This window comes from Marinoscillum pacificum (assembly GCF_024714495.1).
Classification (GTDB): domain Bacteria; phylum Bacteroidota; class Bacteroidia; order Cytophagales; family Cyclobacteriaceae; genus Marinoscillum; species Marinoscillum pacificum.
This window is the reverse complement of sequence record NZ_JAMZMJ010000005.1, coordinates 110,528-125,851: the sequence shown is the minus strand read 5'-3', so window position 1 is coordinate 125,851 and position 15,324 is coordinate 110,528. Positions and strand designations below refer to the sequence as shown.

6 protein-coding genes are annotated in these 15,324 nt (G+C 36.1%); all 6 read right to left on the bottom strand.

The genetic code is table 11. The annotated features are described in order from the left end of the window. The 6 genes from NXS00_RS13570 to NXS00_RS13545 all read right to left on the bottom strand — a co-directional run bounded on the left by NXS00_RS13570 (position 1) and on the right by NXS00_RS13545 (position 15,318). Positions 1-498, bottom strand: coding sequence for an NADPH-dependent FMN reductase (locus tag NXS00_RS13570; RefSeq protein WP_258099758.1), 498 nt, complete (start codon positions 496-498; stop codon positions 1-3). Positions 499-578: 80 nt separating this feature from the next. Further along, a complete protein-coding gene (locus NXS00_RS13565; protein ID WP_258099757.1) occupies positions 579-3,395 on the bottom strand; it encodes a sensor histidine kinase in 2,817 nt (938 codons plus the stop codon). Positions 3,396-3,433: 38 nt separating this feature from the next. Next, a complete protein-coding gene (locus tag NXS00_RS13560; protein WP_258099756.1) occupies positions 3,434-6,187 on the bottom strand; it encodes a sensor histidine kinase in 2,754 nt (917 codons plus the stop codon). Between the two features lie 89 nt (positions 6,188-6,276). Beyond that, entirely contained in the window at positions 6,277-9,105 is a 2,829-nt protein-coding gene (locus tag NXS00_RS13555; RefSeq protein WP_258099755.1) for a sensor histidine kinase, read from the bottom strand. A 36-nt stretch (positions 9,106-9,141) separates the two neighbouring features. Beyond that, positions 9,142-11,940, bottom strand: a complete 2,799-nt coding sequence (locus NXS00_RS13550) for a sensor histidine kinase (protein ID WP_258099754.1) — start codon at positions 11,938-11,940, stop codon at positions 9,142-9,144. A gap of 126 nt (positions 11,941-12,066) precedes the next feature. Further along, positions 12,067-15,318 carry an amidohydrolase family protein gene (locus NXS00_RS13545; protein WP_258099753.1) on the bottom strand — a complete coding sequence of 1,084 codons (3,252 nt, stop codon included), beginning with the start codon at positions 15,316-15,318 and terminating at the stop codon, positions 12,067-12,069. Positions 15,319-15,324: the final 6 nt, after the last annotated feature.

Below are 15,324 nucleotides of genomic sequence, written 5' to 3'. Positions count from 1 at the left end.
TCAGGCGATGATTCGCATTCTAGAGCGTGTAGGTTTACTTTCACTAAGAATAAGAAGTATCAGCCGATCAATCACGAAGTTAAGCTCCTGATCCTTAAGGTTCATGTCAGAGTCAAATTTGTTTCTAAGTTTGGTGAATATGGTGTGCTCAGTGATTACTTCAGCACCTAGTGATTTTACTATGGTTTTGATTTGTTGATAAGCTGATTCACCAAGAATGGCCTCTTCTGTAGTAATTATTGGTAGAAGAAGTTTCCCCGCCCATTCTGAACGATTAGTTAATATCATACTGTATAGCTCAAAACTGATTAGTGGTCCCTGATTTTCGGTTACTAAAATTATTGAGTCATAACTTCCAATTTGGATATTGTGGTCGTCTTGAAGATCAAATAATGTGTTGTCAACTCCTAATGCATTGAGTCTTTCTTCAAGTTCTAGCCCAACTTTCAGAGAGTTTCTTTCGGAGGTGTGATCGCTGATGATTAGTGCAATTTTCATTGTTCGTCGTTTTGCCTGAGTTCAAAGACGATTACATAGCAACTATATTTTAAATTGATAGAATTATTTTTAGCAGCGAATTAAGAGAATGAAATAGGTAAAGTAATGGAGACCTCAGTACCTACTCCTTTATTACTATCAATCTCAATTTTTAAATCAACATCGTAGGTCTCTTTAATAAGTTTGATTTTGTCCTTTACAATACTCGTGCCCCAGGATGTCTGATCTTTCTGTTTGATATCAGTTTTGTCAAACCCGACACCATCATCAGTAATCCGAATAACGTAATGATCTTGTTGTTGTAGAGCAATGAAAATATTAATAAATCCTGTGTCATTAAGGGGCATGATGCCATGCCAGATAGCATTCTCCACAAATACCTGGGTAATCATGGCTGGGCATTTTAAGTCAGCAGTACGGATATCCTTAGATATTTCAATTTGATATTCAAATTGATGTCTAAGTCTCATTTGTTCTAATGACATGTAATACTCAATTAATTCTAGCTCTTCATTGAGTGGAATTAATACCTTGTTGGACACGTCCAGCATTTTACGCATCAACTTGGAGTAGGCTACCAAATAGTCATCAGAAGTTTTTTGGTCATTATTGAGTAGGTAATTCCTAACAGAATTGATGGAGTTAAATACAAAATGAGATTTGAATTGAGCCTTTCGGGCGGATAGATCAGCAAATAGTTTTTCAGATTTAAGTCGTTTTCTATAGTGGATAGAACTCCTTATACGACCAAAGATGGTAATTAGTAGGAGAGAAGATAAAAAAGCGAATAACCACTTAAGCCAAGCCTGCTCATACCAATAAGGTCTCATCTCGAAATGTAAGAGAAAAGACTCTGACCAGTTGGTGTTATTCGCCCGTGCTTGAATTTCTAAGGTATATTTTCCATGTTTTAGATTGTCACTAGTGATTAGGTTTTTACTGGTTTGAATCCATTGACTTCTCTCGGTAGTTTCAGCAAGTTTGTATCGGTAAACGATAGATTGACCATGCTGCCAGTAGGGAGAGGAAAATTTTATTTGAATTTGTTGAGTAGATGGGATAAAATCTAAGTTTTCTTTAGAAGTGATGAATTTAGTTTTGTCTGTCTTGATCCAATCTAGGTTCACCTGAGGTGTTTTTTTAATATTTAACGGGTAATCATTGGTAACCTCAAAAATACCCTTAGATGTTGTTGCCAGTATTCCGTTTTTTGAACTCGATATATGGTATATATTTCCGGGAATAGGTTTTACATGAGTAATAGCTTGTTCTATTGGTTTATTTACCTCGATAAGGTCAATTCCATTATTATGTAAAACCCATGCTATATCAGTTTGGTGACTGATCGACTTAATGAAATCATTTCCCAAGCCTAGCGCTGAGTTGAAATGAACAGTATCTTTTTCGTCTTTAACATAAAAAACTCCGTTTCCATTGGTGCCTATCCAAATTCTTTGTTTCTCATCTATCGAAAGGTGATTTATCCTTGAATCCACAACTGTTGAATTAACGCTGCTATTTGCATAGTTGAATTGTAGAATTTCCCGATCATCATACGCTAAGAAATCGTTGGAGCTCATTGATATGAACTTTTTGATTATACCTTTTTTGAGGGTAGGCAAGGTTCTTATTTCATCTAAGCCATTTCGAGTAATTTTACATTGTACAATTTTGTTAGCTCTATAATAACTTAAGGTATCTGAATGAATGGTGTATGCTGATAGGTAAGCATTGAGGTGATCTTTTTTATAGTAATAGCCATAACGACCAATGTACAACGGATCTTTAAATGAGGTTGGATGGATTAGTTCAATTTGATTCTGCCTTAGTATGGGATGTGAAAGCACAGAGTCCGAATAGGTATAAATTAAGTCATCTTTGGAGACCAAATATTTTATTGAGTCAATTTCAAAACTTGATTTAAAACCAGTCGATTTATAGATCTGTTTGATCTCTTTATTAGCTAAATCAAGAAAAAGTCCATTCTGATAAGTTGTTGTCCATCTGTTTCCATAATCATCAATTAGATAATCTGTAGCATAGTCATATGAATTAATATTGATAAATGCCGCGGACTTTGGGTTAAATGAAAAAACTCCTTGTGTGGTAAAATAATAAGCCGTAGAGTCAGTCGCCTTTTTAATATTTAATATGTTGCCATTGTTAAATGAAATTGAATCCAGACGATTGTTAGTTGTGTTGAAAGTATATAAAAGTGATTGGGTCTTTGACGTGAGAAATCGTCTGGTTCGATATGAAAGGATAAATTTGTTTACGTAGGTCGCATATTCATATTCTGTTTTAAGAGAACTGCCGGATGTTTTGTTGGAAATTGGTATCTCTTTGAAAGTAGAAGAGGTACTGTCCAAATAATAGATTGAATAAAAGCTTAATAGATATAGGTTTTGCTCGTCACCAATGAATGCTCTAACTGTAGGGTGAGTGTTTGAAACATCAATGTTGGCCGTTGTATTTATTGAATTTGAAAGCGTGAATAAGTCACCTTGAAAGAAAAAGATGCTTTGAACGCGACTTCCTATATCTATCGCGCTTCCTCTAAACTGATTATGGATTTTACCATTTTTTATAAATCCGATTTTTCCATTTAAGGTATAGTACCAGATCCTATTTTCTGGATCCTTATAGAATTTTAGAATTTCGCTATCCGTAAGGCCATCTGACTCTGTATAGTTGATGAATTCTGTTCCGTCAAATCTGCTAAGACCTTTATCAGTACCCAACCAAATGTATCCTAGAGAATCCTGTTCTATGGCATATATTGTATTGGATGGAAGTCCGTCTTCAACTGTATAGTTTACAGTAGTCTCATAGTGCTGAGCATTCAAAAAAGGATGTATTACTGAAATGAGAAATACGAAAAGGTTATATTTTCTCAAAAGAAATCGATGGTTGTTGTTGAAGGTGGTGAAGTTAACTAGAAGTTAATTGGCAATAAAATGGAGACCTCAGTACCTACTTCTTTTTTACTTTCAATCTCAATTTTTAAGTCGACATTATAGGTCTCTTTAATTAATTTGATTTTGTCCTTTACAATACTCGTACCCCAGGATGTCTGATCTTTCTGTTTGATATCAGTCTGGTCAAACCCGACGCCATCATCAGTGATCCGAATAACGTAATGATCGTGTTGGAGAGCAACGAAAATATTGATGAATCCTGTTTCATTTAGAGGCATGATACCGTGCCAGATAGCATTTTCCACAAATACCTGGGTAATCATGGCTGGGCATTTTAAGTCCGCAGTACGGATATCCTTAGCTATTTCAATTTGATATTCAAATTGATGTCTAAGTCTCATTTGTTCTAAAGACATGTAATACTCAATTAATTCTAGCTCTTCATTGAGTGGAATTAATACCTTGTTGGACACATCCAGCATTTTACGCATCAATTTGGAGTAGGCAACCAAATAGTCATCAGAAGTTTTTTGGTCATTATTGAGTAGGTAATTCCTAACAGAATTGATGGAGTTAAATACAAAATGAGATTTGAATTGAGCTTTTCGAGCGGATAGTTCCGCAAATAGTTTTTCTGATTTAAGTCGTTTTCTATAGTGGATAGAACTCCTTATTCTGCCAATGATGGCGATTAGGAGAAGAGAGGTTAGAAATGCAATTAGCCATTTAAGCCAAGTGATTTCGTGCCACTTAGGATGTTTGTAAAATTGTATCACCCTCGAATTTCCCCAGTTTGAATTATTAAACTTTGCTTGAATGATAATAGTGTAATCCCCGGGCTGGAGCCTTCCAAATGTTAGTGTTTTTGTGGAAATATTGATCCAGTTTCCACCTTTTTCATTTTGGATTAATTTGTATCGATAGAATACTTGTTGTCCATAATTTTTGATTGGGGAAGAAAGTTTCAACTGTAATTGCTCTGTTGTTTCAAGGATTTGAAATTGGTCGTCATTTAATATTGCCTTTTGATCATTGTCTAATAGTATCCAGTCAATAAATACCTCAGGTGCTTTGTGAGGTTGTGAGTTATATTTATCACTGATTTCATAGATTCCACTAGATGTTGTGGCTAGTATTCCATTTTTTGATTTGGAAATTGATCTTGGTACTCCTGGTAAATCCCGTATGTAAACAATGCTTTGAATTTCGTAATTAGGATTTATTGTGATCAAATCAATTCCTTTGCGGTGCATGGCCCACACGTGATTACTTGCAATAACTATTTGTTCAACATAATTGTCATCAAGGCCTTCATCTAGTCCTATATGTTGAATTGAATCTGTATTGTGAAATACGTAGATTCCTTTTCCATTAGTTCCAATCCATATTCGGTTATTCTCGTCTTTGATCATTTTATTCAACCTTGATTGAATAGGAACTGCGGTGGTTTGTTGAGTGCAAAAATTATAGGTAAAGGTTAGAACATCATTGTAGATAAGAAAGGAACATGAGTCGAGAGGTTGAAAATGTCTTATTTTTCCATGGTTAGGTCTAACTCTTGAATTTATCCGTATGAGTGAGTCTGGACTAACTTTATTGAGATGTATGAGTTCTCCCTCTGAAATCCAAATTGACGTACTGTCATAAGCATAGGAAGGAAGATAAGCTTTAGAATAAGAGTTTTGATATTTGATGGCATGATACCCTATAAATAATGGAGTGTCACCATTAAATGCTATAATTTCTCTAAGATTTGGAAAGTTGAAAATAAGTCTGCATTGAGAAGAGTCTTTTTCATAAACGTCAGAAAACATTGTTTGAAAGAAAATTTTTGAATTAATGCGGAACGCAGACTTAATACTGTCACTTTTTAGTACTTCTTTGATGGATGAGTTGTTATGTGAGAAAATAAGTCCATTATGATAAGTGGTCATCCATCTGTCACCATTAGTAGTATTAATGAAGTCAGTTGGCATATAGGCGGATAAAACCGACTCAACTTTTTTGTTCAGAATGTTGAACCTATAAATTCCTGAGACGTTGAAAATAAAAATAGTAGTATCGGACTCTATCTTGGCATTATAAATTCCTGATAAACTTGTAGAGTAAAATGATTGTTTTTTCTCTGGAATGGAATAATCGAAATAGCTGTTTTTTTTAAAGTCAGTAATATTACTGAAGCCATAAATATGGTCGTTGATATTCACTACAAAATAATTGTTTTGCCAAATGAGACTATCCCAAAATAGGGGATTGAAAATATCGGAAGATTTGAGAATGGAGATTTTATCTTCAGTCAGAAGATATAAACCATTTTCTGATTCAAATGCCCGAGCGAGTCGATATTTTTTATTATCTGATTGGAATTGATTTAGACTATCCAAATAGATGTATATATGGGCCTGGGTAGTAACAATGATTTGATTCTCATACTCTTTTATAGAAATTATTTGCCTTAAGTTGGGCTTAGTGTCCTGGTGCCAGGTTGTTTTATGCAATTGTGCATGTTGGATATACCCTAACTTTCCGTTGATTGTGTAGTACCAGATTCTTTGTTTAGAGTCTTTAAAAAACTTCAGGACTTCAGTGTCTTGCAATCCATCTTCTTCAGAATAATTAATGAATTCGGAACCATCAAATCTGCTTAACCCTTTGTTAGTTCCTAGCCAGATGTACCCTAGAGAGTCCTGTTCTATTGCATAAATGGTATTAGATGGAAGTCCGTCTTCAACTGTATAGTTTACAGTAGTCTCATAATGCTGAGCACTCAAAAAATCGTTTATTACTAAAATGAGAAATACAAACAGATAATATCTTCTCAAAAGAATGCGATGGTTGTTCTTAATGATGGTGAAGTTAACTAGAAGTTAATTGGCAATAAAATGGAGACCTCAGTACCTACTCCTTTTTTACTTTCTATTTCAATTTTTAAATCGACATTGTAGGTCTCTTTAATGAGTTTGGTTTTGTCTTTAACAATACTCGTACCCCAGGATGTCTGATCTTTCTGTTTGATATCGGTTTGGTCAAACCCGACACCATCATCAGTGATCCGAATAACGTAATGATCTTGTTGTTGGAGAGCAACGAAAATATTGATGAATCCTGTGTCATTTAGAGGCATAATACCATGCCAGATTGCATTTTCTACAAATACCTGTGTAATCATGGCTGGGCATTTTAAGTCAGCAGTACGGATATCCTTAGCTATTTCTATTTGATATTCAAATTGATGTCTTAGTCTCATTTGTTCTAAAGACATGTAATACTCAATTAATTCTAGCTCTTCATTGAGAGGGATTAATACCTTATTGGACACATCCAGCATTTTACGCATCAATTTGGAGTAGGCTACCAAATAGTCATCGGAAGTTTTTTGGTCATTATTGAGTAGATAATTCCTAACTGAATTGATGGAGTTAAATACAAAGTGTGACTTGAACTGAGCCTTGCGAGCGGATAGTTCAGCAAATAGTTTTTCAGATTTAAGTCGTTTTCTATATTGGATAGAACTCCTTATTCTGCCAATTACGGTAATTAGTAGGAGAGAAGTTAAAAAAGCAATTAGCCACTTTAGCCAATATTGTTCATACCAATATGGATGTTTTTCGTAATTGACCAGAGTAGATTCTGACCACCCCAATTCATTTGATTTCGCTTGAATTTCCAATGTTACATGACCAGGCTGTAAATTGGCAAAGGTTAGGGTGTTGTCAGAAATATCAATCCATTCAGTTAGGTTATTTTGATTGATCACTCGATAACGGTAGCTTGCTTTTTCTCCTATATTGGTAAGAGGGGACGAAAACCGAAATTGAATTTGATTGATCTTGGGGCTAATTTGGATGTTTTGAGATTCATAGTTCCTCTTGGAGCCATTAATCGAATACCAATCGATAAAAACCACTGGCCTTTGCGAATATGGGAGACTATAGTTTTCATTGACGTGATAAATACCTGTTGATGTGGTTGCTAAAATTCCAGAAGTAGTGGGCGAAATACTTCTGACAGTACCAGGGAGGTCCCAAAGGTGTTGAATGTTGACCTCTCCAGAGTCTACAGGAAATTGAATAATGTCAACTCCTTTGCGATTTAATGCCCAAATATTATTATTTCCTACAACGATTTTGTCAATAAAATTATCTGTTAATCCGTCATTCGTATTGATCGTTGAAATCTTATGTTTTTCGGAGAATGCTATTATTCCATCTCCATTCGTCGCCATCAAAATAGTTCCATCTCTAGCTTTCACCATTTCATTAATTCTAGAGTTAATTGGTAGTAGATCAATATTGGACGAACATAAGTCAAAATGGTAGGTATTTAAATCATTGAAAAGCAAGAAGTGGCATGAATCAATGTTAGTCATATGTCTAATCTTACCTTGCACAGGTTTTTTAATAGTCTTAACCGGCATTAAGGAGTCAGGAGTAATCTTCAATTGATAAATATTATCAAGCTTTGCATACCATAAATTTTCATGATCATTGGTTACAGCACTTAAGTATGTAGTTATTTCAGTCTTACCATATATTATTTGATGATAGCCAATAATTAATGGTTCGCCACTTTTAGTATCTTCAATGGACCGAAGGTCACTTAGGTCAATGTTATTAATGGACCCTGTGGAATCATACGATCCTATTTTTGCAAAAAGAGTTTCATAGTAAATCTTATTATTTATCAAATAACTTGATTTGATGCTGTCAGTTTGGATAAGGCAATTGGTGTTAGGGCTTTCATGGAAAAGTAACAACCCATTGTTATAAGTGGTAATTAAGAGATCACCATTTTTGGTTTCCAGTATGTCAGTTGGTTTGTAGACTGGACTTATTTGAGTTAGTTCATGGTTCGCTAGTTGATATTGATAAACTCCTGAGGCAGCAAAGATGAAGAAAGAGCTGTCCGTGTGGTTTTTCATATTATGAGTTAACCCAATATTTAAAATTGTCTTTTGTAATCGCTTTTTGCTGATATCATATTCAATTAAATAGGAGGAATCATGAAGGTATCTGCTTTCCTTTCCTGTGTCGTCTAAAGACGAAATACCATAAAGTTTATGATTGTTGGAAATCATGAAGCCAATGTTTCTAAGGTTATGTGAATCCCAAAGAGAGAGATGTCCCGATTCCGTCTTGGAAACCTTTAAGATACTTGTGTCTGTTTTTAGTAATAATCCGGAGTGTGATTTAAAATATTTCGGTAGCAGATAAATCGTATTATCAGAGATGAACTCATCTAGAGAATCATTATAACTAAAGATTCTTCTTCTAGAGGAAAAATAGATCTGATTATTGTATTCAATTATGCTGGTAATTTGATGATTTATAGGATCTATATTGCTTCCTGTTTCTTTTGTGTATAGTCTACCATTTTTTATGTATCCGATTTTGCCATTGAGCGTGTAATACCAGATTCTATTTTTTGAGTCTTTGAAGAATTTAAGGATTTCAGTATCAGCCAGACCATCTTTTGGACTGTAATTAACGAATTCAGTGCCATCAAACCTACTTAGTCCTTTATTGGTTCCCAGCCATATGTAACCTAAGGAATCCTGTTCTATAGCATAAATAGTATTAGACGGAAGACCATCTGAAACGGTGTAATTAATTGATTCACCGAGGTTTTGTGCAACAAGGGAATTGCTAATGAGTATAAGAAATACAATTAACAGTAGTTGATCTCTCACTTATGCAGGTAATTGTGGTTGATGACTTAAAATTAGTCAGAAGTTAATGGGTAGAGAAATGGCAACTGATGTTCCTACACCTTTGTTACTTTCGATTTCGATTTGAATATCTGTATCGTAGGTTTCTTTTATCAAATTGATTTTGTCATTAACGATTTGCGTACCCCACGATTTGCGATTGTTGTTAATTTCCGAGCTTTTAAACCCGACTCCATCATCAGTGATTCTTATGATATATTGGTGTTTTTTTTGAGTAATGAAGATACTTAGAAACCCGGTATCGCTTAAGGGCATGATTCCATGCCAAATAGCATTTTCTACGAAGACTTGCATAATCATTGCAGGGCATTTCAACTTGTCGAGTTGTACATTGTTGGCTATTTCGATATCATATTCAAACTGATCTCTTAATCTCATCTTTTCAAGGCCCATGTATAGGTTAATGAGTTCTAGTTCTTCTCTAAGAGGAATTAATACTTGATTTGATACATCGAGCATTTTACGCATCAATTTGGAGTAGGCTACTAGAAAATCATCCGTTTCTTTTAACTCATTTGTTAACAGGTGATTTCTAACGGAGTTTAATGCATTGAATATAAAATGGGATTTAAACTGAGCTTTTTTAGCAGATAATTCTGCAAAAACCTTTTCCGTTTTGAGCTTCTTTTTTGATAATATGGTTGCTCTAATTTGTTGAATAGTAAGAATGATTACAATCGAAGAGAAAAATGCGGTTATCCATTTTAACCACACTTGTTCGTACCAGTATGGTAATAATTGAAATGATACTGCTTGGGTGTCCGACCAGCTAGAAATATTAGAACGACATTGCACTTCAAATGTATATCTACCTGATTTTAGTTTGTCAAAAGTAAGGAAGGTTTCATTCGTTTGATTCCAGCTATCATTCTTGCTGTCAGGTTCACTAATTCGATACCTGAAAATGGCTTCTTGGCCAAATTGGAAAAAAGGTGCAGAATATTTAAACCTGATCCGCTCTGTTCCTGCAGGTAGACTTACTTCTATATCTTTACTTAATTTTATCTGTATTTCGTCAGCAGTTAGATGCTCAATTCTTAATGGAATTGGCTCATTGTTTTTGGTTATACTTAATTTAGGTTGGATGGAATATAGTCCCTTATCTGTTACAACCAATATAGTGGAGTCTGTACTTGAGAAATCGATAAGATTACCAGGTATTCCTGATAAATGGTCAATTTTCAACTCTGCTAGTTTGTCATTTGAAGCATTTCTAATTATGTCAATTTCATCGGCATACATTAAGTAAATGTCATCACCTATAGAAGAGATTTTGTCAGGGAAATTATTACTAAGACCATTTGTTTGATTGATGTTTTCAAGTTTATTGTTTTCATCAAGGTAATAAACGCCAGATCCATTCGTCGCTAGCCAGATAATGCCATTTTGATCTTTATGTATATTATTTATTCTTGTCCTAATCTTGATTTGAGAAAACTCTTCCGTTTCTACATTAAAAGTATGTGCACCACCATCGTTTCTGATGATATAATGAAGTGAATCTTGAATGAGTAATTCCCGGATCTTTCCAAACTGCTTATTGATTACAGTTGATAGTATAGTTGGTTTTTTAGCGTGGATATTGAATATCACTAAGCTATCTATGGCTCCAACAATTAAATGATTGCCTATAGTGTCTAAGCCAAGAGAAGGTATCCTGTAGTTTTGGTTGTCTATAGATATTTCAGAATGACTTCCTATTATTAAGTGATTGAATTTGCTCCTAATGAATCTTTCAGGTGAAAAAATGGCATCTATTCTCACTAAATCATTATTTGGATTCAGTATATAAGTTTTTTGTAAGTCATCTAATAAATAGACATCTGAATGCGTACTGTAGACCCTTCTGAGTTTTTTGGATTGAATCGTTTGACTAATATTTATAATCTCATTTTTACAGAAAATACCATTATAGTAGGTTGAGACCCATTGGTTATTATTTGAGTCTAAAATTTTGTCCGTACACCATATATTTGTTTTGTCAAGTGTAAGAGAGTTGTTGGCAGGATCAAACTCATAGATGCCTTCAAAAGTGAAAAGGTTGAGTTTATCATTAACAACCTTGATGTTTCTAATTTCATAGGGCATTTGAATTTTTTCGATTGCATTTGACTTGACATTGTATTTAACAATCGTCGAATTACTTTGCGACCGAGTTCCAGAATAACTAATTAGGTATTCTCTATAATACGATAAATAGCTTTTTATGCTTTTTAGTGCTTCACCTGTTTTTAGAATAGATAAGCGTTCATTTGTGGTGTCGACTTCATAAATCGTGTTTTTTGTCCATAGAAACAATCTTGAGCCATTGCTTTCAAAAGAAGGACAATAAAAATCCCAATCGAAAATTTTGATTTTACCAGACTCCTCAATTTTGAAACAATGTGTTCTGCTGGTAAAGTAGATTTCACCTTTATGTTCTGTGATGCTCACTATGCGTTCAGAAATGCCCGTATTTTCAACTGTATGAAGTGAAGCATTGTAGATATAACCGATATTCCCATTTAACGTAAAATACCAGATGCGGCCTTTTGAATCCTTGAAAAACTTAAGTATCTCAGAGTCTAAAAGTCCATCTTCTTCTGTGTAATTGATAAACTCCTTTCCATCAAACCGGCTAAGTCCTTTGTCTGTACCTAGCCAAATATAACCCAGGTTATCCTGTGCTATTCCATAAACCGTGTTAGAGGGTAGTCCATCTCTTGTCGTGTAGTTGATAGTCTGCTCTACTCCTTGAGCCATGGTACCGCTCAACAAAATAAGGGATAGAAGTATAAACGCAATTCTTATCAGCAAACTAGTGGATGGTCGATGAACGATAAATTTAGTTGTAAGTAACAATATATCAATCGATATAATATAATAAAAAAGGAACGCTGAAAACGTTCCTTTTTTGATAGAAAGTGCAATATTTTACCACATTTAGTGTTGACAACTGCAGTGAATTGCCTGGAAGCTATGGCTTTCTTCATGCCACGGGAAATTGTCGTTATAACCTTCTTGTTCCCAGTAGAATTTGCTTCTTGGTTTCTCAGAATTGCCAATCTCGTTCATTGTTGCTGTTTCATAAAGACGCCCATTTACCATGGTGTGAGAGACAAATTCAGAGTTGCGAATATCCTCTGTAGGATCTTTATCAAGAATGATTAGATCTGCCAGTTTACCAACTTCCAAAGAGCCTAGATCATCTCCCATGCCAATGTATTCTGCTCCGTGAAGGGTAGCAGCTCTCAAGACCTCCATATTGGTCATTCCTCCCTGTGATAGGTTCCACATTTCCCAGTGTACGCCAAGACCTTGAAGCTGTCCGTGACCACCTACACAAACTTTTACTCCACGATCAACCATTTTCTTAATAGATTGAGATACCAGAATATGTCCATTGTCATACTCTTCTTGTGGTGCCATTGTTCTGTGTCTGGAACGACTATCCACAATGATCCTTGGTGTGTATTTTAGAAGCTTTTTATTGTTCCACACTTCTGTGTTTTGGTACCAATAGTATTCACCATTCAGTCCACCATAGTTAACGATTAGGGTAGGGGTGTTTGCTGTTTTACTTGCCGACCAAAGTTGCAATACGTCTTCGTAAAGAGGAGCTACCGGAATGTTGTGCTCAATACTCGTGTGACCATCCAAAATCATGCTCATGTTGTGGAAGAATGTCGACCCACCTTCAGGGTAAACCATGATCTCGAGTTCTTTCGCTGCTTTAATGATTTGCTGTCGTTGTTCACGACGAGGTTGGTTGTAACTTTTAACACTGAATGTTCCGTAAGCCTTTGTTCTTTTGATAGCACTATAAGCATCATTATACGAATTGATCACTGCTTTGAAATCGCCCTCTGCTCCGTACAAAATAGTACCAGTTGAGAAGATTCTCGGTCCGACCATTCTGCCGGTTTTTACCATCTCAGACTGAGAAAGTGCTGTTTCTGAGTTGGCAGAAGGGTCATGTGTGGTAGTTATACCAAATGCCAGGTTCGCATAATATGCCCAGTCTTTTTGTGGACTCATTCCATATCTGAAAGCTCTCAGGTGAGCATGTGTATCCACAATCCCAGGCATGATTACTTTGCCATTTACGTCAATCACTTTTGCTTTTGAAGGGATAGTAACCTCTCCTGATTTACCAACTGAAAGGATCTTATTTCCTTCTACTACAACCACTCCATTACCTATGATTTCATCACCTTTCATAGTGACAACTTTAGCACCTGTAAAGGCAATGATTCCGTCAGGAACATCGGTTGTTAGTTCAAGACCTACTTCGAGTTTCTTCTTGTTCATATCACCAATACTATCTGGCGATCCTTCCAGGAAAGTGAAGGTTTGATTCAGGTCTACACTGTAGTAATCATTCCCAAGTGTCCACATCAACTGATCACTGTCTTTGGACCAATGTAAGTTGATGCCAGCATCATCTGTTACCTTGGTCACGGGAAGAGACATTGTACTTCCTGTTAGTTCGAAAGTTTGGCCATGATGTGAGAATGGCATGATGTAAACGTCATATAACTCACCAAAAGCAAGCCACTTACCATCAGGGCTTACTGCGTATTGATTGGCATAAGTTGAATGGAAGTGCGTTTTCTCATTTCCTCCATTTAGGTCTACGCTTTTGTATGACTTATTCAAACTACCGAAAAGGTACCCGCCAGTTTGAAGATAGATTCGGTCTCCATCTTTGGTGAACTTCGGGTTATCTCCATGTTCGGTGATGAATTTTTGTGATCCACCTGTTGATGATATCATATAAATACCTGGCTTATGACCATAGGAGTGGCCCAGAGAGCCATCACCTCCGTCTTTCTTGTAGACAATAGACTTGCCATCTGGAGAATAGGTAGGTGTTCTATAAAGTCCTTTTTCTGATGAGAGTTTTGTAGGTGTTCCTCCTGAAGAAGTTACTTTCATAATAGCCCCTTTTTGTTCGTCATTCCAGGTTACGTATACAATTGATTTTCCATCAGGAGAGAAAGTAGGCTCATATTCGAAATCAGCGCCAGATGTTAATCGTTTAGGCTTTCCGTTTGGTAATTTCTTGGTGTAAACATATCCTGCCGCATTGAAGACCAAAGTTTTGCCATCAGGAGATGTAGATGCATTACGAATGACGTTGGATTCAAACGTTTCAGGTGCTGGATTTTGTTTGAACATTGGTGGCTCTGTGATTTTGTGAGTCGCAGTTGCTTTGAATGGAATGACACTGGCTACACCAGTTTCAGTGTTGAGTTTTTTGATCTTGCCATTCGCATAAATGATCACATGCTTATTGTCTGGAAGCCAATTGTAGTTAGGATAAACACCAAAGATTGCCCAGGCTTCTTGTTGGTCCTTGTAAAGCTCGTCATATACTGGTTTTTGTGTGCCAGTAGCAAAGTCATGTAGATAAAGAACGGATTTGGTTCTTACTCTTCTTACGAATGCTAGTTTTTTGCCATCAGGTGAAACTTGTGGACGAACTGCACCACCAGGTCCGCTAATGATAGTTTCTGTTTCTCCATCTTTTCTGTTGTATCTTTTAATCACATAGATTTGGCTATTCGGGTCTTTGTTGTATTGGAAGTAACCTCCTGGGTAAACGTCCTCACTGTAATACACATAATCACCAGCTACCCATGGCTCACCTGCATCCTGTTGATCATTCTTTCTTTTGGTTAATTGGATACCTGATCCTGCGGTAATGTGATACATCCACATTTCTCCAGCACCTAATGATCTACCTGAAGTGAAGTGCTTTCTCGCAATCAAGTATTGACCGTCTGGAGTCCAAACCGCATTATTTAGTAGTCTGAAGCTTTCTTTTGTGATTTGTTTGGCATCAGTACCATCTACATTCATCACCCAGATATTGTCTCCACCGCCCGCATCACTGGTGAATGAGATTTGTTTTCCATCAGGACTAAAACGAGGTTGTACCTCATACGCAGGTCCCGTACGAAGGGGAGTGGCGTCACCACCTGATATTGGCATAATATAAATGTCACCCAATAAGTCAAACACGATCTTTTGGCCGTCAGGGCTAACATCAAGATTCATCCAGGTGCCTTCATCTACGGAAATGGTGGTTTCTGTGTAATCTTCAACGGGTTGGGTTACGTCCCAGTTTTGTGCATAAGCGCCTATTGCCAACAGGCAGAGCATCATGCTAATGGTATTTTTGATATTCATCGGTGT